Here is a 21,988-nt window from a genome sequence, read left to right on the forward strand (position 1 = left end):
TATGTTCCGATTAACCAATAAGTTAGCGGTATCTAACTTGATTAAAAACCGCAAACTCTACTATCCCTTTGCCCTTGCTGTTCTCTTAGCAGTGACCATCACCTATCTCTTTTACTCTTTGTCACTTAATCCTAACATTGGCAAGATCCGAGGGGGAGAAACTATCTCTATGACCCTGGCTCTCGGTATGGTGGTTGTTACCATCGCTTCTGGAATTATTGTCCTTTATGCCAATAGTTTTGTCATGAAGAACCGCTCCAAAGAGCTGGGTATATATGGTATGCTGGGTCTTGAAAAGCGCCATTTGATCAGTATGGTTTTTAAGGAGCTTCTTATTTTTGGTTCCTTAACGCTGACAGCTGGTCTCGGCCTAGGAGCTCTCTTTGATAAGCTAATCTTCGCCCTTCTTCTGAAGCTGATGAAAATGAAGGTAGAGCTCGTTTCGACTTTCCAACCAATTGTCTTTATCCTAGTTCTTATCGTTTTTGGCGCTATTTTCCTAGGTTTGATTTTTATCAATGCCTTTCGCATCGCCCGTATGAATGCCCTTCAGCTCTCTCGTGAAAAAGCCAGTGGTGAGAAAAAAGGACGTTTCTTAGGTCTTCAAACCATTCTAGGTCTAATCAGTTTGGGAGCTGGTTATTACCTAGCAGTTACAGTTGAAAATCCACTTTCTGCTGTTCTGATTTTCTTTGTAGCAGTCTTGTTGGTAATTTTGGGAACTTATCTTCTCTTCAATGCAGGAATCACAGTTTTCCTACAAATCTTGAAGAAAAACAAGCGTTACTATTACCAACCTAACAACATGATTTCCGTATCCAATCTCATTTTTCGTATGAAGAAAAATGCTGTTGGTCTAGCGACGATTGCTATTCTCTCAACCATGGTCTTGGTGACTATGTCTGCTGCAACGAGTATCTTTAAAGGCTCTGAAACTTTCAAGAAAGTCATGAATCCACATGATTTTGGAATTACAGGACAGAATGTTGAAAAAGAAGACATAAATAAACTCCTAGACCAGTATGCTAGCGATAAAGGATTGACTGTCACAAAGAAAGAAGTCCTTACATACAGTAACTTTGGTGTGGCAAACCAAGAGGGTACGAAATTGACAATCTTTGAGAAAGGTCAAAATCGTGTTCAACCGAAAACTATTTTTATGGTCTTTGATCAAAAAGACTATGAGAATATGACGGGGCAAAAACTTGCACTTTCAGGTAAGGAAGTCGGATTGTTTACTAAAAACAAAGAACTTCAAGGACAGAAAGAACTGACTCTAAATGACCAGACCTATACAATAAAGGAAGAAATCAAAAAAGATTTTATTCTTGAACATGTCCCAAATCAGTACAATATTCTAACTTCGGACTATAACTATCTGGTTGTTCCTGACTTGAAAGCCTTTCTTGGCCAGTATCCTAATTCTTCCATCTTTAATCAATACTATGGTGGTATGAACGTAACGGCTAGCGAGGAAGAGCAGCTTAAAATTGCAGATGATTATTCAAAATTCGTCAACAACTTTAATAGAGAATTAAACAAAGAAGGAAGCTATGTTTACGGAAGTAATCTGGCTGATAGCAGTGCGCAGGTGAGTGCTCTCTTTGGTGGAGTTTTCTTTATCGGTATTTTCCTCTCTATCATCTTTATGGTGGGAACTGTTCTTGTCATCTACTACAAACAAATCTCTGAAGGCTATGAAGACCGTGAACGCTTCATCATTTTGCAAAAAGTCGGTCTCGATCAAAAGCAAATCAAGCAAACCATTAATAAACAGGTCCTAACTGTTTTCTTCCTCCCATTGCTCTTTGCTTTCCTACACCTTGCCTTTGCCTATCATATGCTTAGCCTCATCCTAAAAGTCATTGGGGTACTAGATGCAACTATGATGTTGACTGTCACTTTGTCGATTTGTGCCATCTTCCTCATCGTCTATGTTTTAATCTTTATGATTACCTCAAGAAGCTATCGCAAGATTGTGCAAATGTAAAAAAGATACCTCGATGCTGGTCGAGGTATTTCTTTTATCTTAGATACTAAAGAGTTGTCCCAAGAGGAAGGTTACGCCCATGGTGAGTAGTCCGATACAGAGGTTACGGATCATAGCAGTTTTCGTAGGAGCCTTGCCTAGTTTAGCACTGGTATAGCCAGTGACGAGAAGGGAAAGGGCCACGATAAAAACAGTAGCAGGAATGCGATAATCGCTTGGAAAGACGGTGATTGAAAGCATAGGAGGAAGGCTTCCCAGTACAAAGGAGATAAAGCTAGAAATAGCAGCATGCCAAGGATTGGTAAACTCTTCGTACTCGATACCGTATTTTTCTTCGACCAAGGCTTTGAGTGGATTTTTTAAAAAGGCCTTGTTGGTCAAGAGTTGGGCGGACGTTTCACACTCACCATTTTGTAGGTAAGCTGCGTAGAGGGATTGTTTTGCAGATTCGATGTCCTTATCCAAGAGTAATTGTTCTCTGGCAACAGCGGCTTCTTCCGTGTCTTTCTGAGTGGATACAGAGACATATTCGCCACCAGCCATAGAAAAAGCACCAGCGAGGATAGCGGCTAGTCCAGATAAAAAGATTATCCAGATATTGCTCGTCGCACTAGCAACACCGATAACGACTCCAGCGATGGAAATAATCCCGTCGTTGGCACCGAGAACACCCGCGCGCAGGATATTGAGTCGGCCTGCAAAGTTTGCATCAATTTCATGTTTCAAGTCTGTCATAGTCATCTCCTTTCTCTCCATTATAGGGAAAAGAGAAGGGGAATACAAACTTTTTAAACTATCTGAAAAAAGTTCTACGATTCTAATTTTTAGGCTCTTTGAAGTTTCTTCGAAAAAGTAGTGCTATCCTACTGTACTGGACCTTTTTAAACTTATCTATGGTATAATAGAAGGTAGATTTATCAATTGGAGAATGAAGAATTTTATGATTAAACTTGTAGCAACCGATATGGATGGAACCTTTCTAGATGGAGAGGGTCGGTTTGATATGGAACGCCTTAAAAACTTACTTGTTTCCTACAAGGAAAGGGGAATTTATTTTGCTGTGGCTTCAGGTCGTGGTATTCTGTCCCTGAAAAAGTTGTTTGCGGATGTGCGTGATGAAGTGATTTTTATAGCTGAAAATGGGAGCTATGTTGAGTTTCATGGCGAGGATATGTACGAGGCTACTATGTCTCGAGATTTTTACTTGAGCACTTTTGAAGCCTTAAAGAAATCGCCCTATTTTGATGAAAGAAAAGTGCTCCTGACTGGGAAAAAAGCTTGTTATGTATTGGATACAGTGGATGAGACCTATCTCATGTTTAGCCGTCACTACAATGAAAACATTCAAAAAGTAGCGAGTTTAGAAGATATCACGGATGAGATTTTTAAATTTACCACGAACTTTACTGAAGAAACGATAGAGGCTGGAGAGTCCTGGGTCAACGAAAATGTTCCTGGTGTGAAAGCCATGACAACTGGTTTTGAATCCATCGATATTGTCTTGGACTACGTTGATAAGGGTGTGGCTGTTGTTGAGTTATCCAAAAAACTTGGTCTAACCATGGATCAGGTTATGGCGTTTGGCGATAATCTCAATGACCTTCATATGATGCAGGTTGTTGGGCACCCAATCGCTCCTGAAAATGCGCGACCAGAGATTTTAGAATTAGCAGAAGCAGTGATTGGCCACCATAAGGACCAGTCAGTGATGTCTTATATGGAGGGTTTGTAATGGCAGATATTAAATTGATTGCATTGGACTTGGATGGCACCTTGCTGACAACGGATAAAAAGCTGACAGATCGTACCAAGGAGGTCCTCAAAGCTGCGCGTGATCGTGGCATTAAGGTCGTACTGACAACGGGTCGTCCTCTAAAGGCTATGGATTTCTTTCTCCATGAGCTGGGTACTGATGGTCAGGAGGACGAGTACACCATCACCTTTAATGGAGGGCTTGTCCAGAAAAATACGGGAGAGATTCTCGATAAAACAGTCTTTTCAATCGACGATGTGACACGATTGTACGAGGAAACTGAAAAACTAGGTTTGCCGTTAGATGCCATTTCAGAAGGAACAGTCTATCAAATCCAGTCGGACCAAGAAAGTCTCTATGCTAAGTTCAACCCAGCCCTGACTTTCGTGCCAGTCGCTTTTGAAGAGCTATCCAGTCAGATCACTTATAATAAATGTGTGACCGCCTTTGCCCAAGAACCCTTGGATGCAGCGATTCAACAGATTTCTCCAGAATTGTTTGATCAATATGAAATCTTCAAATCGCGTGAACTCTTATTGGAATGGTCACCGAAAAACGTCCACAAGGCAACAGGTTTAGCGAAATTAATTAAACACTTAGGAATCGATCAAAGTCAAGTCATGGCTTGTGGGGACGAGGCCAATGACCTTTCCATGATTGAGTGGGCTGGTCTGGGGGTTGCCATGCAAAATGCAGTTCCAGCAGTTAAGGCAGTTGCCAATGTCGTTACCCCCATGACCAACGACGAGGAAGCCGTTGCTTGGGCTATCGAAGAATACGTGTTAAAGGAGAACTAGAATATGGGATTATTTGACCGTCTATTCGGAAAAAAAGAAGAGCCGAAAATTGAAGATGTTGTAAAAGAAGCTCTGGAAAATCTTGATTTGTCAGAAGAGGTTGAAGAAACCAAAACGGCAGTCGAGGAAACAAGCCAAGAAGAGACAGAAACGGACAAAGTGGAAGAAACTCTTGCTCGAGAAGAACTTCCTCAGGTCACGACAGATGAGGTCATTGAACCAGAACTGGTTGAGGAAACAGACCAAGAGGAGCCTGAGCTAGAAGCTGATGAATTGGAGCAAATCCAAGAGACAGAAGAAGCTCTAGAAGAAGAGAACCAAGAGACAGAAGAAGAGCTAGCGTCTGAAGTTGTAGAAGAAAAACTTCCTCAGGTTGAAGAAACCGTTCAGGAAAAATATGACCGCAGTCTCAAGAAAACCCGTACGGGATTCGGTGCTCGTTTGAATGCCTTCTTTGCCAACTTCCGTTCTGTCGATGAAGAATTCTTCGAGGAATTGGAAGAACTGCTCATCATGAGCGATGTCGGTGTGCAGGTCGCTTCAAACTTAACAGAAGAGCTACGTTATGAAGCTAAACTCGAAAACGCTAAGAAGCCTGAGGCACTTCGTCGTGTCATTATCGAGAAATTGGTTGAACTCTATGAGAAGGATGGCAACTACGATGAACAAATCCATTTCCAAGATGGTTTGACAGTCATGCTCTTTGTCGGAGTCAATGGTGTTGGGAAAACAACTTCTATCGGGAAATTGGCTCATCGCTACAAACAAGCTGGCAAGAAAGTCATGCTGGTTGCTGCGGATACCTTCCGTGCCGGAGCTGTTGCCCAGCTAGCTGAATGGGGCCGCCGTGTTGATGTTCCTGTTGTGAGGGGGCCTGAAAAAGCTGATCCAGCTAGTGTAGTCTTTGATGGGATGGAACGTGCTGTAGCAGAAGGGATTGATATTCTTATGATTGATACAGCAGGCCGTCTGCAAAACAAGGACAACCTCATGGCCGAGTTGGAAAAGATTGGTCGCATTATCAAACGTGTCGTTCCAGAGGCACCCCATGAAACCTTCCTTGCCCTTGATGCTTCAACTGGACAGAATGCCTTGGTGCAAGCTAAAGAATTTTCTAAAATCACCCCAGTTACCGGTATTGTGTTGACCAAGATTGATGGAACTGCTCGTGGTGGTGTTGTTCTGGCAATTCGTGAAGAACTTAATATCCCAGTAAAATTAATTGGTTTCGGTGAAAAAATCGATGATATCGGGGAATTTAACTCAGAAAACTTTATGAAGGGTCTCTTAGAAGGCTTGATTTAATACAAAATAAATATCCTGCAAGTCAATCTTGCAGGATATTTTTGCTATTCTAAACGACCTTCTTCACGATAGGCGATATCTGGTTGCCAGGTCCATTTGGCACCATACTTCTCAAGTAAGTCAAAGCTAGCTTGAGGTCCCATACTTCCGGCTTTATAGTCATGAAGTGGAGCACCGTTTTCCGCCCAGAGCTCTTCGATACGGTCAATCAATTTCCATGAAGCACTTACCTCATCCCAGTGGCTAAAATTGGTTGAGTTGTTGTTCAAGACATCGTAGATTAATTTCTCGTAAGGATCAGGTGAGGCCCCAGTAGCAGTAGCATCTGTACGGTAATCCAAAGAGCTTGGTGCTAGGTTAAATTCTTCACCGACTTGCTTCCCATTGAGGCTGAGTGAGAATCCTTCAGTTGGTTGGATATAGATTGTCAAAATGTTTGGAGCAAGTGGTTCTCCAAAGATAGAGTCCATTTGCTTAAAGACGATATTGACATGAGTTCCTTTTTCAGTCAGACGTTTCCCTGTACGGAAGAAGAAGGGAACACCACGGAAACGATCGCTGTCTACAAAGAAGGCACCAGATGCAAAGGTTTCTGTTGTAGATTCTGGGTCGACATTTGGTTCGCTTCGATAAGAAATGTATTTCATGCCATCGATTTTACCAGAGCGATATTGACCACGGATAAACTGTTCTTTCAATTCTTCCTCAGTTGGATGATAGAGGTTTTTAAAGACCTTTATCTTTTCAGCACGAATCTCATCCTTTGTAAAGCTAGCTGGTTTGTCCATGGCCAGAAGAGAGAGGAGTTGGAGAGTATGGTTTTGCACCATATCACGAAGGGCACCAGATTGATCATAGTAGCCACCGCGTTCTTCAACACCCAAGCGTTCCGCAAAGGTAATTTGAATATTATCAATGTGCTCACGGTTCCAAACATTCTCAAAGATCATGTTGGCAAAACGAACAGCAAAGATACTCTGAATCATCTCTTTACCTAGGTAATGGTCGATACGGTAGATTTGCTCTTCATCAAAGGCTGCAAGGAGATCTTCATTGAGTTTGCTAGCTGTTTCGTAGTCTGTACCAAATGGTTTCTCAACGATTAAGCGCTCAAAACCTTTGCCATCAACAATGTTTTCAGATTTGAGGTGCTTGGCAATAGTTCCAAAGAACTGAGGTGCCATAGACAAGAAGAAGAGCTTGTTGTGTTCAGCTTGGTATTTTTCGTTTAGCTCAGCTTGTAATTGGCGCAAAGCAATGTAATGTTCCGTATCATTCACATCATGGCTTTGATAGTAGAAGTGGCTAGCAAATTCTTGGGCTTGCTCGGTACTATCTGCCAAATCAAGGATGGACTCGACAACTACAGATTCAAAATATTCTTTACTCCAAGGTCTACGAGCTGTTCCGATAACAGCAAAATGCTCAGAGAGATTGCCTGATTTATAGAGTCTGAAAAGGGAAGGGTAGAGTTTGCGTTTAGCTAAATCTCCACTCGCACCGAAAATTGTAACAATAACCTTTGATGACATCTAGCTACCTAATTTCTATATTTTTTCCTAGTTGGACTAGGGATGAGATTTCCTCATTATCATAGTTTTTATTTTATCATAATTTTCAAAAAAAACAAAAAATCCAATACGCAATTAAAAAACTGTAAGGAGAACCTTACAGTTTTGTTTTATACATTTAAGACCTTGTCCAAGAACTCTTTTAGACGAGGGTGTTGCGGGTTGTCAAAAATTTGATCTGGAGTTCCATCTTCCAGGAATTCACCATCAGCCGTAAAGATAACACGGTTGGCTACCTGACGAGCAAATCCCATCTCATGGGTTACGATAATCATGGTCATGCCTTGTTCCGCCAATTCCTTCATAACGTTTAGTACATCTCCGACCATCTCAGGGTCAAGAGCGGAAGTTGGCTCATCAAAGAGCATGATATCAGGATTCATGGCAAGTCCACGAGCGATAGCTACACGCTGTTTCTGACCACCTGAAAGGCTATCTGGGTTGGCATTAGCTTTATCTGCTAGTCCAACCTTTTCAAGCAACTCCATCCCCAATTTTTCAGCTTCTTCTTTGGTCATCCGTTTGTGTTCAATAGGAGCAAAAGTGATATTTTCTAGGACGGACATGTGAGGGAAGAGGTTGAAATGTTGGAAGACCATTCCCACGTTTTCACGAACATGGTCGACATTGGTTGATTTTTCAGTCAGATCATAACCATTTACTGTGATGTGGCCACTCGTTACCTCTTCGAGGAGGTTAAGGCTACGGAGGAATGTGGATTTACCAGAACCGGAAGGACCGATGATACAAACAACATCTCCTTCATAAAACTTAGTAGTAATACCTTTTAAAACTTCGTTTTTTCCATAGTACTTATGCAAATCATTTACATCAATTTTTAGTTTTGCCATTAACGAATCCTCTTTTCTAAGCGTTTCGCTAGTCTAGTCAAAAGCGTGATAATTACAAGATAGAAGATAGCAAGGATTGCATACATCTTGAAACTTTGGTAGTTACGGGCGATGATGATCTTACCAGTTTGGAAGAGTTCCACCAAACCGATAGCAGAGACGATGGTTGTATCTTTAAGAGCGATAACGAATTGGTTGACAAAGTTTGGCAACATCAATTTAGTCGCTTGTGGCAAGATTATCTTACGCATGGTTTTTCCATAAGAGATACCAAGACTGCGACTGGCTTCCATTTGCCCAACTGGAACAGCTTGAATCCCACCACGAACGATTTCAGCGATATAAGCTGCCGCATTGAGTGAGAGGGCGATAGTACCAGCTACAAAGTCATTGATTGGACTTTGTTGGCCTGTAATCGACTCGATGAAGTTTGGAATACCCCAGAAGATGAAGGCTGCAAGAATCATCAATGGAATACCTCGGATAACGTCAACGAAAATCTCAGAGATTAGACGAAGAGATTTGTATGGGCTAACACTAAACATACCAAAGATAATACCGATGACAATGGCAATTGCAAATGAAATAAGCGCTAAGGCAAGAGTGATTCCAAGTCCACTAAGAAGTTGTTTGTAGTTGTTTTGAAGCAAGCCCCAGATAGTTGTTTCGTCAACCGTACTTGTAGAGTCAGTTGAAGTTTCGCTAGCTAGATACTTGTCAAGAATCTTTTGGAATTCTCCGTTAGCTTTGAGGTTCGCAAGTCCATTATTGAACATCTGGATCAATTCAGGGTTTGTACCTTTTTTAACCGCAAAGGCTGTTTCACCGATTGGAGTTCCAGCGATTGGTGTTTTCAATTTTTGACCTTGGCTGATAGAATATTTGAGAACTGGCTCATCATCCATCACAGCATCAATAGCTCCAGTATTCAGACTGTCATACATTGAAGCGCCATCTGCAAAGGTTTTAATCTTATAACCGTATTTGTTTTGATTCTCAGTAAGGAACGTTTGAGAAGCAGTTCCGTTTTTAACACCGACAGTTTTATCCTTGAGGTCTTCATAAGAAGCAATCGTGCTTGATTCTTTCACACCGAGAATCGTATTTGCTGTGTAGTATGATTCTGAGAAGTCGAAGGTTTCCTTACGGGCATCTGTTACAGACATACCAGCAATGATACCATCTGCTTGTCCTGCTTGAACAGCACTAATGGCTGCGTCAAATCCTGGGTTGGTAATCTCAATTTCAAAACCTTGATCTTTGGCAATGGCCTTTATGAGGTCCATATCAATACCAGTATATTGATTGCTTGAATTTTGAAAGACGAATGGGGCGAAAGATGAGTCGCTGGCAATAATGTACTTGCTTTTCACGGGAGTAGCTTTTTGTCCAGCAGCAGTAGTTGTCGTTGGGCTTGCCGTAGTTGTAGAAGCTGTCCATTTTTGGATGATTTGCTCCAAGCTACCATCCTTCTTCATTTGTGCTAGGGCTTCATTAAATTCGGTAACCAAGTGTTCATACTTGCTCCCTTTCTTGACACCAAAAGCAAAGCTTCCAACAGCCTCACCATCCATATTGATGCTGAGATCTTGTCCTTGATTAATCGCATACTCAATAACAGGTTTATCATCCATGATGGCATTTACAGCACCAGCACTTAGACTGTTATTCATCAAATCACCAGTATCAAAGGTTTTAATAGAGAAACCGTATTTATCTTTGATACTTTCGAGGAAACGTTGAGCGGCAGTTCCGTTCTTAACTCCAACTGTTTTCCCGCTAAGTTCCTCATATTTGGTGATTTTATTTGCCTTTGTGGTAGCAATGACAACTTTTGTATCATAATAGGTATCAGACATGGTAAAGACATTTTCACGTTCTTTTGTTTTTGTCATACCTGCCATAATAGCATCTGCTTGACCTGACTGCACCGCATTTACAGCTGCATCAAAGCCAGGATAAGACATTTGGATATTCCATCCTTTGATTTCTGCGACTTTATTGATAATATCAACATCAATTCCTTTATAGGTTTGATCTGAATCTTTAAACTCAAAGGGTGCGTAAGCTGTATCAGACACAATCTTAACAGTATCAGCTTTTGCCATACCTAGTGAGAAAATGGGAAATAAAATGAGCAAACATGCTAGTATTTTTTTCTTCATTTTTAGTCTCCTTTTCCGAATATTTTCCCATTATATCAGAAAATGAATGAAAAGGCAAATTTTATGAATTTTATGTAAGAAAATATAACATGAATTGCTCGTTCTTATCAGTTTGGAGAAGAGTCTGAAAAGCAAATTTATGGTAAAATAGAAGGATAGAAAAATGCAGATGAGGCAATCATGATTAATCGAATTACAGATAATAAATTTAAACTAGTATCAAAATATGAACCTTCAGGAGATCAACCCCAAGCGATTGAGCAGTTGGTTGACAATATCGAAGGTGGAGAGAAGGCCCAAATTTTGATGGGGGCGACGGGTACAGGGAAGACCTATACCATGAGTCAGGTCATTTCCAAAGTCAATAAACCAACTTTGGTCATTGCCCATAACAAAACGCTAGCTGGGCAGCTCTATGGAGAGTTCAAGGAATTTTTCCCTGAAAATGCAGTCGAGTACTTCGTATCCTACTATGATTATTATCAACCAGAGGCCTATGTCCCTTCGAGCGATACCTATATTGAGAAGGATAGCTCGGTCAATGATGAGATTGACAAGCTTCGACACTCAGCGACTTCAGCTCTTCTGGAGCGTAACGATGTCATCGTCGTAGCTTCTGTCTCTTGTATCTATGGTTTGGGTTCGCCCAAGGAATATTCTGATAGTGTTGTTAGTCTTCGTCCAGGTCTGGAGATTTCTCGTGATAAACTCTTGAATGACTTGGTTGATATTCAGTTTGAACGCAATGATATTGATTTCCAACGGGGAAGATTTCGCGTTCGCGGGGATGTGGTGGAGATTTTCCCAGCTTCTCGTGATGAACACGCTTTTCGAGTAGAGTTTTTCGGTGATGAGATTGACCGTATCCGTGAGGTTGAGGCTTTGACAGGTCAGGTATTGGGTGAAGTGGATCATTTGGCGATTTTCCCTGCCACTCACTTTGTGACCAATGACGACCACATGGAAGTTGCGATTGCGAAAATTCAAGCAGAATTAGAAGAGCAGTTAGCTGTCTTTGAGAAGGAAGGCAAACTGCTAGAAGCCCAGCGTTTGAAACAGCGCACAGAGTATGATATTGAGATGCTACGTGAGATGGGTTATACAAATGGGGTTGAGAACTACTCTCGTCACATGGATGGTCGTAGCGAAGGAGAGCCTCCTTATACGCTTCTCGACTTTTTCCCAGATGATTTCTTGATCATGATTGATGAAAGTCACATGACCATGGGGCAAATCAAGGGAATGTACAATGGAGACCGTTCGCGTAAGGAAATGCTAGTTAATTATGGTTTCCGTTTGCCGTCCGCCTTGGACAATCGCCCTCTCCGTCGGGAGGAGTTTGAGAGTCACGTTCATCAGATTGTATACGTTTCAGCGACACCTGGTGACTATGAAAATGAACAGACCGAGACAGTAATTGAGCAAATCATTCGTCCGACAGGTCTTTTGGACCCCGAAGTGGAAGTCCGTCCAACTATGGGACAGATTGATGACCTCCTAGGTGAAATCAATGCCCGTGTTGAAAAGAATGAGCGTACCTTTATCACAACCTTGACCAAGAAGATGGCAGAAGACTTGACCGACTACTTCAAAGAAATGGGCATCAAGGTCAAGTATATGCACTCGGATATCAAGACCTTGGAACGGACAGAGATTATCCGCGACCTACGCTTGGGTGTTTTTGATGTTTTGGTCGGAATCAACCTGCTCCGCGAAGGGATTGACGTTCCTGAGGTAAGCTTGGTTGCCATTCTCGATGCTGATAAGGAAGGTTTCCTTCGTAACGAACGTGGACTAATCCAGACTATTGGCCGTGCTGCCCGTAATAGCGAAGGCCATGTCATCATGTATGCGGACACGATGACTCAATCTATGCAACGTGCCATCGATGAAACGGCCCGCCGTCGGAAAATACAGATGGCTTATAATGAAGAGCATGGTATCGTACCTCAAACCATTAAGAAAGAAATCCGTGATCTAATCGCCGTAACCAAGGCAGTTGCTAAGGAAGAGGACAAGGAAGTCGATATCAATAGCCTCAACAAACAAGAGCGCAAAGAACTCGTCAAAAAACTCGAAAAACAAATGCAAGAAGCCGTCGAAGTACTTGATTTTGAACTGGCAGCTCAGATACGTGATATGATGTTGGAAGTCAAGGCGTTGGATTAGATAGGAGAGAATGAATGAAAATTTTAGTCATCAATGGACATCCTGATAAGGAAAGTTTCTGTCAAGAAATTTTTCGAACGATTGTAGAAAATATTGACTCAAATCATCATGAGCTTGAATCTATTAACCTAAATGAGATAGATTTTGATCCTGTATTACGTTATGGTTATCGAAAACGTATGGAAGAGGACTCTTTCATACTTCGCTCTCAGGAATTAATCCAGTGGGCAGATCATTTCATTTTTGTTTATCCAATTTGGTGGAGTAGTATGCCTAGCTTATTGAAGGGTTGGATTGATCGTGTTTTCACGCCAGGAATTGCGTACTCTGCCAATATTCAAGGAAGTTTTATTTGGAATTACTTAAGAGGTCAGCAGTTTAAAAAGTTACTAAAAGGAAAAACAGCTAGTATTTACGCAACATCCATGGCACCAACATGGTGGTACAAAGTATTTTCAGGTCCTATCAATATCCCAGACAGTTATGGAATATCAGTATTAAAGAATGCTGTCCTAAATCACTGCGGTATCAAAACAAAGAAAGTTTCAATTTTGGGTGAGTTAGGGCGTGAGGTGAATACAAATTCTACAAGACAAAAATATCTACAAAAAGTAGCTGAGGAAGTCAAGGCGTTGGATTAGTGAAATAAATTTAAATATGTTTAACTAGGAGAATGGAGTAATGAAAAAAGCGTTAGTGTTGAATTTCAGTTTTATCGCAATTATCCTCTCAGCCTGTTTTCTGAGTTTTGTAGTCATTTTAGTAGTTACCTTTCATACTACTTTTTCTGGACCAAATCAAAAAGACATTGAGGTGGCAGCAAGCAGAACACTGAAATTATATGGTTTTAAAGGTGATGTGAAGGTCACGAAGTTTTCTAGATATAGATGGCCTTCTGAAGATTATGAAATTGAATATGATTATACTGAAGAAGTTAGTGGAAGGAAGATCACTGTAAGTGACAGTTTAATATATTTTCCTAAATCTCCAGGAAACTCTAGACGGACGAGTGAAGAACTAGCCTACGATGGAACTATTGAAACGATGTTACATCAATTTTCACATATAGCAGATCAGCTACTCAACCAGAATCCTGTCAGTGTTTCTAACAAAGAAAAGGTAGAGAGTTTTTTCAAGCAATATGAAAATCCCAATTTGGAATTCGTAAGTAGTTACTGGAGTGTCGATACTGAATCTGACAATATCCAAGACTATTATGCTCTCATCGAAAAAAACCATAAGGAAGGGAAAGCTTTTCAAGGTTTATATGACCTCCCTATTGATGAATTTTTGGAAAAAGGAATTATTAAAGGAAGTGTTCGATATAAAGACACTGTTTTAGAAGAGGGTGAGAAAGATTATTTTGATGGTGAAGGCGGACTGACAGGATTTATTTCAAATGGGATAGATAATGCTGAGTTGCCAGATGCCTTTTATGAGGTTTCTTACTACTATGGTGCTAAAGGATATCGTTCAGGTAGTGGTGTTTCTTTAAAGATTAAGAATCATAAACTGATAAGTTACGAAAAGAATAGAACTAAGAAATTTTAAATCTTAAAATTTAACTTTGAACCTATACCACTAATATGTTTTAAAAAATATTTTTAAATGGAAAGAAGTTATTATGAATTTGAAAGCGAAGAATTATAAGAAATCATCAGGGTTTGATTCAGTACGTTTTTGGTTACAAGGGCATCGATTTATCAAATTTATGCTTGATATTGTCTTTTATATCATCTTGTTCCTAGTTATAGAATTTACAACATCACAGAACAAAAGCATTCCAGCCGATTTTCGGTACAGAGAGCTTTTATTTCCCTTGCAATTGAATCTTTTTATCTTGGGTAATAGGTTCTATGCTCTCTTTTTGTCAGTGAAAACTAAAAAAGAAAGGACCCTTAAAAGATTTTGTGAACCCTTTATTTATATCAATATCCTTAGCTTCATTTTTCAACTGATTGGTGTGAGAAAAAGAGGAAGAGTTGTTCTGTCACCTTTGTTTTCACTGGAGTCATCCTATATCTGGTTTCCTATTGTCATCTACCTTCTAGTCTTGATGTTAACTTTGGCAATCTTCTTTCTCTCTAAAGGTTCAAAAAAAGGAGTAGATGAAAATGAAGATGAGTAGACAAATGAAGTACAAGACAAAAGAAAAGTCTTCTTGGATTAATAGAATTTTTCTTTGGCTGGAAAGGCACAGAAGGATTGGTCAACTTTTGGATACGAGTGTATTATTTGGATCTATGTTTGTATCATTTCTTGCCGCCTCTTACATTAGTTATCCATTACCGAACATGAACTATCTTTCCCCCTTAAGCTTCAATCTTATCCTTCTGATCTTATCAACCTATTTCCTTGTCTTTCGTTTTAGTAGTGATAAACTTCAAAAATGGCGTTACTTTTCATGGGGATTTATTGGGTTCAATGGTCTTCTTTTTCCCTTTCATCTCTTGGTAGGTCTGAATTGGCTAGGACGTCGTAAGTCAACGAATTTCCCTCCCATAATTTCTATGGATCCAGCATATGTCTGGGTCCCTATTGTAAGTTATCTTTTTTTCTTTTTCTTGGGGCTGGGCATTCTGCTTTTGATTATACGGATAGAAAAGAGAAGAAGGAGGCGTAAATGGAACGAAAGATTAAGAGAAAAAAGAAGGTCAAACAACAGGACAGAAAAATGAGAAAAATCCATAAAAAGTATTCTTTGGTAGCTCACGTCCAATTGTGGCTGGAAAGACATTCAAAGATTGCTTCTTTTATGGATGGTGGTATAATATTATTATCTATTTTTGGTATCATGTATGTGTTGTTCGGGACGTCGCTTATCCCGAAACCATATCAAGAAATGTCCTATGTCTTGCCAATTATTATGAATTTTGTCTTTTTGGTTCACACATTCTATCAAGGTATTTTTAGAGATGGTTTTATCAATAAGGCTTCAGTACAAGGATTTTTAAAAGCTTTTCTATACATAAATGGACCTATTTTTCTCCTCCACTTACTTGTTGGGGTGAAAGGGAGAAATGTTAAAAAAATTCCTTCCTTATTATCTGTTGATTATCGCTACATCTGGCTTCCAATTGCTACCTATCTAATCTTTTTCATCATTCCAGCGATATTAATGGTCATTTTGAAATATAAGGACAAAAAGAGGAATAATCATGACAAAAGAAAATCTAACTAAGTTATTTTCATTTAAAACACTCTATTTGGCTTTGCTAGCTTTTGTGATCCTTCATTTGATCTTGTTGGTTTTTGGCCTATCTTTTACTCCGATTTTGTGGAATAGTTGGTTTTTTATTCTTTGTTTAACCTTCCTAATCCACCCCTGGAGAATCTTTTATAGAACAAGAGATTTTCAATGGTATCACCTTATTTTTCAAATATTTAGTGGATTGGTGACATTTTACCTTTGGTTTGCAGCATTCTTTGTTTTATCAGTTATCTCGGATCCAGCCGTCCCTATCAATATAGACTATCACATACAAGATAAGGAAATCATCATTGCTAGAGGTTTTTTGGCCCGTACTACTTATGAACATCATGAATTGATCAATCCCTTTATCATGAAGGCAGAAGTAAAATACAACGAAGATACATTTTAATAACTTAGAAAGCGAGTAAATCTATGTCCCGTGCCCAAGCAACTATTTTAACCAACATCTGTCTGATTGAAGACCTCGAAACCCAGCGAGTAGTCATGCAGTATCGTTCACCCGAAAACAATCGCTGGTCTGGCTATGCCTTTCCAGGAGGACATGTTGAGAATGGCGAGGCCTTTGCCGAGTCTGTCATTCGTGAGATTTATGAAGAAACAGGTCTAACCATTCAGAATCCACAACTAGTCGGCATTAAAAACTGGCCCTTAGATACAGGTGGGCGCTACATCGTCGTTTGCTATAAAGCGACAGAGTTTACTGGAAATCTCCAATCTTCAGAAGAAGGAGAAGTATGTTGGGTGCAAAAAGACCAGATTCCAAATTTGGAACTGGCCTATGATATGTTGCCTTTGATGGAAATGATGGAAGCACCTGACAAGTCTGAGTTCTTCTATCGCCACCGTACAGAGGACGGCTGGGAAAAAGAAATTTTCTAGTCTTTTACTAAATAACCTAACTGATCCAAGGCCTCCTCGATATAGTGGAGGTCTTGTTGTGTCTCGGCTTCAACAAGGTGGTAATGGATGCCGTCTGTCAATTCAGAAAGGGGTCTAAAGTCTGAATTCTCGACTTGTTCCAGAAAGTGCTGGACATCTCGGCGGCAAGTGAGTTTGAGTAGGGTTTCAATTTCGCCATAAACGGGATGATCGATTAAGATATTTTGAACACGACCGCCATTATCTACAATGGCTAGTAGTTCCTGTCCGATTTCTTCCAGTTCATGTTTCACTTTAAAGAGTTTGTGGACGTAGGGGCTGGCATCATTTTCTTTGTAGATATAACCACGATTGGTGGATAGGATAGGAGCTCCATCTGCTCGGAGAATAGCAATGTCCTGTACAATGACCTGGCGCGTAACATGGAAGTGTTCAGCCAAGGTTTGACCATTGAGAGCTTTTGGCGCCTCTTTTAACAGTTTGAGAAGAGCTTGTTTGCGATCCTTTGTCATAGTTTTTCCTTTTAGCGACGTTTTCGAAGCACTTTATAGACAGCTAGTGCTAATGTATAGTCTACCATACTATGGACGATTGTGCCAAAACCAACTAGGACAAAGAGAACATAAAACATATTTTCAACATTTGTCCCTGAAGTAGCATAAAAGATGATACAAGCTATTACTTCAGCGATAGCATGAACAACACCCAAAACAAAGTTAAAAATCCAAGATGCCTTTGGTTTATCCAAGGTTTCAGGGAATTTCTTTAAGTACAAAGCCCCCAAAGTACCAAAAACAATGTGAGAGAAGGCACGGAGTACAATAACAGGCGGATAGCCAGCCATCAGGAAACCAAGACTAGAAGCAATAATCACAAAAGCAGCCATCAAAGGCGAAAGAAACATGGCGATAAAGATGGGGATATGACTTCCCAAGGTGTAAGAAGCCGGTGGGATAACGATTTTAAAAGGCATAATGATTGGAATCAAAATCGCGATTGCAGTGAGTAGGGCAGTCATAGTCATAAACTGCGTTTTTTTCCGTATATTCATAAGAACCTCCATTTATCTGTATATACACAAGTATAGTACAATAAATCACCAATCAAGTCAAGAAGCATTATTGATTTTTCAGGAAAATTTGGTTAGAATGTGGTAAAGAATAATAGGAACTGAGGAGAAATTGTGATGATACTTTTTGTTTACCTAATCGTGGTAATCGTGATGATGTCAAAACAGAAAAGTGAAGGGAAAGTAGTCTCAGGTTGGACTCGTTTCCTAGTTTATAGTTTATTGGTCCTGTCTCTACTCTCTCTATTAGCAAGCAGTCTGGCTGTTTCACTTTTTAGCCTTCCTTTATTAGGTTTTCTTTTGATGGCAGCAATACTCGAAATTGCTTATTTCGTCAGATTGGTGATTGCATTTGGTTTGATTTTTCTATCTCTAACCCTATATTTGGATAGCCAGAAAAGCCAGCAACCTACACCTCTTTCGTATCATCTCCTGCGCTTTGGCTTTCACATTCTATTGGTGTTTCTCATGTTTTAAATGCTAAACTCCACCTTCAGGATGAAAGTGGAGTTAATTTTTTATTTCTTCAAGATTTCGAGACGTGGGACAATTGCTACTGTTAGAATGGAAGAAATGACAAGCTCGGCAATTGAGTTTGTAGAGATGACAGTTGCTAGGAGTTTTTGGATATTTCCATCGAAGACATTTCCAAAAAGGAAGAAGATTCCCCCAAGGACAAAGACGGTGTTGGTAAGGGAACCGAGAGCACCAGCAAAGATGAGACCCGTTCTGCTTTTTAATAATTTATAAACCAAGTAAGGTGTCAAACCAATCAAAACGCGAGGGACAATAGCGATAATCGCGGAATAGATGTTTCCGTTCGGTACGAATGGTGAGAAGAGGTAGCTGGTTGGAAGGATGGTAATCGTGTTTACTGTTAAGCTAAGTAGCCCCATAAGAAAACCAAGTGTAACTCCAACTCGAGGGCCATAGATGATACTAGCAATAATGACTGGAATATGAACGATAGTTGGTTTAATCGGGAATGGGAAAAGGTTAAATAGGAGAGAACTCAAAAAGTGGATAACGAGCATAACTGCAAAAAAGATAGCAATTGGAGCAATGTTAGAGCGTTTGTTCATTGAGGGTTTCCTTTATTCTTTCTAAAATAGTATTCAGGTCAGCTAGGGCGCCTTTGCCGTGATCGCCACAGGCTAGTAGAGATTCTTTTGGAGAGATAATCTGATAACCATAGGTCACTAATATTTTTAGATTAGCCTGAGTTGCCGGATGGTCATACATCTTTGTATTCATGGCTGGTGCGACTAACTTTTTGACGTGATTTGGCAGGGCAAGCGCTGTGCTTGTCACCATGTTGTCAGCAAATCCGTGTGCTAGTTTGGCAATAGTATTAGCAGTAGCAGGAACAACAATAAAAAGGTCAGTCTTTTTGCCTAGTTCGATATGATTGACTTGATCAGGATAAGGTTCCTTCATGACATCAAGATGGACAGGATTTTGAGAAAGGACCTGTAGTGTCAACGGTTGGATAAACTCTCTCGCTGCCTCAGTCATTAAGACAGTGACATCATGGCCTTGTTTTTTCAAGGAACTGACTAGGTCAGCTGATTTATAGGAGGCAATGGAACCTGTCACTGCGATGAGAATATTTGCCATGGCTTTCCTTTCTATGAATCGTATGCTTGAATTTTTTCAAGAAGGAGATTTGCGATTTCTTCTTTGGTTTGAACGGTTTGGAGTTGCTCTTTCTCAACAAAGATTGCTTGATGCTGATTTGCTGAGATTTGAGTCAGGTCATTTGCAATGATCAAGTCTGCTTGGTTCTTGATAAGACTCTTTCGTGCGATCTCGATGAGATAATCCTCAGAGACATCAACCAGTAATTTAAACCCAATCAGATGAATGGCAGGATTCCATTCTTTGACCAGAGAGATGATTTTGGGTGTTTTTTTCAGGAATAAGACCTGAACCTCATCAGTTGAAGAAATCTTAGCTTCTTTATTTTTCTTATCTAATAATTCTTCCAGGTTAGAGCTCGTCTTAACTTCATCTAGTCCCGTCATATAAACAGGAGTGTAGTCAGACACAGCCATTGAGTGGATTAAGACCTGATATTCCTTAACAAGTTCTTGCATCACAACTAGAAGGTCGTTGGTATTATCAATTTCTCGAATGCTTAGGTTGGGATGAGCTTCTAGCTTCAGAGCTCGTTTTGTCGTTATCAAACAAACTTCATGCCCCGCAGCAAGCAAGGTTTCTGTGATGATTTTCCCCAAGCGACCTGTAGAATGGTTCGTGATAGAGCGGACGCTATCGATTGCTTCACTCGTACCGCCTGACGTAACTAAAATTTTCATAGGACTATTGTACACAAAAATAAACAGTAAGTAAAATGAAAGCGATAAATTTTTAGAAAAACGAAGCTACACTATAGTTTATAACTATAAAGCCATATAAAATTTTTCAAAGGGCCCTAAAAATCTTGAAATTCAGGATATTTACGAACGTTTAGAGAGTTTTAGAATGTGAAAAATCTTGTTTTGTGTTATAATGAATTATCACATTAGAGGTTAGAGGAGTTTTGAATGAAAACAGATATTGAAATCGCACAGAGTATTGAGTTGAAGCCAATTGTGGATGTTGTGGAGAAACTTGGGATTTCTTACGATGATTTGGAGTTGTACGGAAAGTACAAGGCTAAGCTTAGTTTTGATAAAATTCGTGCAGTTGAGAACAATCCAGTTGGTAAATTAATCTTGGTTACTGCCATTAACCCAACACCAGCGGGTGAAGGAAAGTCAACCATTACCATCGGTCTTGCAGATGCCTTAAACAAAATCGGCAAGAAAACCATGATTGCTATCCGCGAACCGTCTCTTGGACCAGTAATGGGGATTAAAGGTGGTGCTGCAGGCGGTGGTTACGCTCAAGTTCTGCCAATGGAAGACATCAACCTTCACTTTACTGGGGATATGCATGCCATTACAACTGCCAACAATGCGCTTTCTGCCTTGATTGACAACCACTTACACCAAGGAAATGAGTTGGGAATTGACCAACGTCGTATCCTTTGGAAACGTGTTGTGGATTTGAACGACCGTGCTCTTCGCCATGTGACCGTTGGACTTGGTGGCCCTCTAAATGGTATTCCACGTGAGGATGGCTTTGACATTACCGTCGCTTCTGAAATTATGGCAATTCTTTGCTTGGCAACGGACATCGAGGACTTGAAACGTCGTTTGGCGAATATCGTTATCGGTTATCGTTACGACCGTACACCTGTTTCTGTTGGCGATTTGCAGGTTGAAGGTGCCTTGGCTTTGATCTTGAAGGATGCTATTAAACCGAACTTGGTTCAGACAATTTACGGTACACCTGCCTTTGTACATGGTGGTCCATTTGCCAACATTGCTCATGGATGTAACTCTGTTTTGGCAACAAGCACAGCCCTTCGCTTGGCTGATTACACTGTTACTGAAGCTGGTTTTGGTGCAGACCTTGGCGCTGAGAAATTCCTTGATATCAAGACACCAAACTTGCCAACTTCTCCAGATGCGGTAGTCATTGTTGCAACCCTCCGTGCCCTTAAGATGAATGGTGGGGTGGCTAAAGATGCTTTGACAGAAGTAAATGTTGAAGCGGTTCGTGCAGGTTTTGCCAACTTGAAACGCCACGTTGAGAACATCCGTAAATTTGGAGTGCCTGCAGTCGTCGCGATTAACGAATTTGTTTCTGATACTGAAGCTGAAATCGCAGCCTTGAAAGAACTCTGTGCTTCTATTGATGTGCCAGTTGAACTAGCAAGTGTCTGGGCCAATGGCGCGGAAGGTGGAGTAGCGCTTGCTGAAACGGTTGTTAAGACTATTGCTGAAAATCCATCCAACTATACTCGCCTTTATGACAACGACCTTTCTGTCCAAGAAAAGATCGAAAAGATTGTTACTGAAATCTATCGCGGTAGCAAAGTCAACTTTGAGAAGAAAGCTCAAACACAAATCGCTCAAATCGTTCAAAATGGTTGGGATAAATTGCCAATCTGTATGGCTAAAACGCAATACAGTTTCTCTGATAATCCAAATGCACTTGGAGCGCCAGAAAACTTTGAAATTACCATTCGTGAATTGGTACCAAAATTAGGTGCAGGCTTTATCGTTGCCCTTACTGGTGATGTCATGACCATGCCAGGACTTCCAAAACGACCAGCAGCTCTCAATATGGATGTTGAAAGCGACGGAACCGTTCTAGGATTGTTCTAAGATTTAGA

22 protein-coding genes are annotated in these 21,988 nt (G+C 40.4%); 13 read left to right on the plus strand and 9 right to left on the minus strand.

Annotation, left to right across the window (positions count from 1 at the left end; genetic code table 11):
• Position 1: 1 nt before the first annotated feature.
• The gene (locus tag A6J84_RS02690) at positions 2-1,990 is read left to right on the plus strand and encodes an FtsX-like permease family protein (RefSeq protein WP_095725981.1); all 1,989 of its coding nucleotides are present in this window, start codon (positions 2-4) and stop codon (positions 1,988-1,990) included.
• Positions 1,991-2,029: 39 nt separating this feature from the next.
• On the opposite strand, the gene A6J84_RS02695 is transcribed toward A6J84_RS02690, so the two are convergent.
• A complete protein-coding gene (locus tag A6J84_RS02695; protein WP_095725982.1) occupies positions 2,030-2,725 on the minus strand; it encodes a VIT family protein in 696 nt (231 codons plus the stop codon).
• Between the two features lie 205 nt (positions 2,726-2,930).
• Here A6J84_RS02695 and A6J84_RS02700 point away from each other — a divergent pair, with 205 nt between their 5' ends.
• The 3 genes from A6J84_RS02700 to ftsY are packed head-to-tail and all read left to right on the plus strand — an operon-like array spanning position 2,931 to position 5,845.
• Positions 2,931-3,722 carry a Cof-type HAD-IIB family hydrolase gene (locus tag A6J84_RS02700; protein WP_095725983.1) on the plus strand — a complete coding sequence of 264 codons (792 nt, stop codon included), beginning with the start codon at positions 2,931-2,933 and terminating at the stop codon, positions 3,720-3,722.
• Positions 3,722-4,540: a Cof-type HAD-IIB family hydrolase gene (locus A6J84_RS02705; RefSeq protein WP_095725984.1), complete on the plus strand. Its 819-nt coding sequence runs from the start codon at positions 3,722-3,724 to the stop codon at positions 4,538-4,540. The genes A6J84_RS02700 and A6J84_RS02705 overlap by 1 nt, the downstream gene beginning before the upstream one ends.
• Positions 4,541-4,543: 3 nt before the next feature.
• Entirely contained in the window at positions 4,544-5,845 is a 1,302-nt protein-coding gene (gene ftsY, locus A6J84_RS02710) for a signal recognition particle-docking protein FtsY (RefSeq protein WP_095725985.1), read from the plus strand.
• 44 nt (positions 5,846-5,889) lie between these two features.
• On the opposite strand, the gene zwf is transcribed toward ftsY, so the two are convergent.
• The 3 genes from zwf to A6J84_RS02725 all read right to left on the minus strand — a co-directional run bounded on the left by zwf (position 5,890) and on the right by A6J84_RS02725 (position 10,432).
• Entirely contained in the window at positions 5,890-7,377 is a 1,488-nt protein-coding gene (gene zwf / locus A6J84_RS02715; protein ID WP_084857539.1) for a glucose-6-phosphate dehydrogenase, read from the minus strand.
• A 149-nt stretch (positions 7,378-7,526) separates the two neighbouring features.
• On the minus strand, positions 7,527-8,267 hold the full coding sequence (locus A6J84_RS02720) for an amino acid ABC transporter ATP-binding protein (RefSeq protein WP_001096337.1): 741 nt from the start codon (positions 8,265-8,267) through the stop codon (positions 7,527-7,529).
• Positions 8,267-10,432, minus strand: coding sequence for an ABC transporter substrate-binding protein/permease (locus tag A6J84_RS02725; protein ID WP_000726962.1), 2,166 nt, complete (start codon positions 10,430-10,432; stop codon positions 8,267-8,269). The genes A6J84_RS02720 and A6J84_RS02725 overlap by 1 nt, the downstream gene beginning before the upstream one ends.
• A gap of 180 nt (positions 10,433-10,612) precedes the next feature.
• Between A6J84_RS02725 and uvrB the strand changes: the two genes are divergently transcribed.
• From uvrB to A6J84_RS02765, 7 genes are all read left to right on the plus strand, one after another.
• Positions 10,613-12,601 (plus strand): excinuclease ABC subunit UvrB, encoded by a 1,989-nt coding sequence (gene uvrB, locus A6J84_RS02730; RefSeq protein WP_045591229.1) that lies wholly within the window; start codon positions 10,613-10,615, stop codon positions 12,599-12,601.
• A gap of 14 nt (positions 12,602-12,615) precedes the next feature.
• Complete coding sequence (locus A6J84_RS02735; RefSeq protein ID WP_095725986.1) at positions 12,616-13,242, plus strand: NAD(P)H-dependent oxidoreductase; 627 nt, start codon at positions 12,616-12,618, stop codon at positions 13,240-13,242.
• A 40-nt stretch (positions 13,243-13,282) separates the two neighbouring features.
• A complete protein-coding gene (locus tag A6J84_RS02740; RefSeq protein WP_084945178.1) occupies positions 13,283-14,152 on the plus strand; it encodes a hypothetical protein in 870 nt (289 codons plus the stop codon).
• A 73-nt stretch (positions 14,153-14,225) separates the two neighbouring features.
• Entirely contained in the window at positions 14,226-14,729 is a 504-nt protein-coding gene (locus tag A6J84_RS02745; RefSeq protein ID WP_049505865.1) for a hypothetical protein, read from the plus strand.
• A gap of 495 nt (positions 14,730-15,224) precedes the next feature.
• Positions 15,225-15,782: a hypothetical protein gene (locus A6J84_RS02755; protein ID WP_095725988.1), complete on the plus strand. Its 558-nt coding sequence runs from the start codon at positions 15,225-15,227 to the stop codon at positions 15,780-15,782.
• Positions 15,760-16,203, plus strand: coding sequence for a hypothetical protein (locus A6J84_RS02760; RefSeq protein WP_095725989.1), 444 nt, complete (start codon positions 15,760-15,762; stop codon positions 16,201-16,203). Before A6J84_RS02755 ends, A6J84_RS02760 begins: the two co-directional genes overlap by 23 nt.
• A gap of 23 nt (positions 16,204-16,226) precedes the next feature.
• Entirely contained in the window at positions 16,227-16,694 is a 468-nt protein-coding gene (locus tag A6J84_RS02765; protein ID WP_000085295.1) for an 8-oxo-dGTP diphosphatase, read from the plus strand.
• Here A6J84_RS02765 and A6J84_RS02770 read toward each other — a convergent pair.
• Positions 16,691-17,206, minus strand: a complete 516-nt coding sequence (locus A6J84_RS02770; RefSeq protein WP_000159158.1) for a transcription repressor NadR — start codon at positions 17,204-17,206, stop codon at positions 16,691-16,693. The two genes, A6J84_RS02765 and A6J84_RS02770, sit on opposite strands and share 4 nt — an antisense overlap.
• An 11-nt stretch (positions 17,207-17,217) precedes the next feature.
• On the minus strand, positions 17,218-17,745 hold the full coding sequence (locus A6J84_RS02775) for an ECF transporter S component (RefSeq protein ID WP_049490650.1): 528 nt from the start codon (positions 17,743-17,745) through the stop codon (positions 17,218-17,220).
• Positions 17,746-17,880: 135 nt separating this feature from the next.
• Here A6J84_RS02775 and A6J84_RS02780 point away from each other — a divergent pair, with 135 nt between their 5' ends.
• Positions 17,881-18,240 (plus strand): hypothetical protein, encoded by a 360-nt coding sequence (locus A6J84_RS02780; RefSeq protein ID WP_095725990.1) that lies wholly within the window; start codon positions 17,881-17,883, stop codon positions 18,238-18,240.
• Positions 18,241-18,281: 41 nt separating this feature from the next.
• Here the strand turns inward: A6J84_RS02780 and A6J84_RS02785 are convergent, their stop codons facing one another.
• From A6J84_RS02785 to coaB, 3 genes are read right to left on the minus strand one after another with little or no spacing between them, the layout of a single operon-like run.
• On the minus strand, positions 18,282-18,845 hold the full coding sequence (locus A6J84_RS02785) for an ECF transporter S component (RefSeq protein ID WP_095725991.1): 564 nt from the start codon (positions 18,843-18,845) through the stop codon (positions 18,282-18,284).
• Positions 18,829-19,380 (minus strand): phosphopantothenoylcysteine decarboxylase, encoded by a 552-nt coding sequence (gene coaC, locus A6J84_RS02790; protein ID WP_095725992.1) that lies wholly within the window; start codon positions 19,378-19,380, stop codon positions 18,829-18,831. Before coaC ends, A6J84_RS02785 begins: the two co-directional genes overlap by 17 nt.
• An 11-nt stretch (positions 19,381-19,391) precedes the next feature.
• Positions 19,392-20,081 (minus strand): phosphopantothenate--cysteine ligase, encoded by a 690-nt coding sequence (gene coaB, locus A6J84_RS02795; RefSeq protein ID WP_095725993.1) that lies wholly within the window; start codon positions 20,079-20,081, stop codon positions 19,392-19,394.
• Between the two features lie 228 nt (positions 20,082-20,309).
• Between coaB and A6J84_RS02800 the strand changes: the two genes are divergently transcribed.
• Positions 20,310-21,980 (plus strand): formate--tetrahydrofolate ligase, encoded by a 1,671-nt coding sequence (locus A6J84_RS02800; protein WP_095725994.1) that lies wholly within the window; start codon positions 20,310-20,312, stop codon positions 21,978-21,980.
• Positions 21,981-21,988: the final 8 nt, after the last annotated feature.

Origin of the sequence: Streptococcus sp. FDAARGOS_256 (assembly GCF_002289235.2) — a bacterium.
GTDB lineage: Bacteria > Bacillota > Bacilli > Lactobacillales > Streptococcaceae > Streptococcus.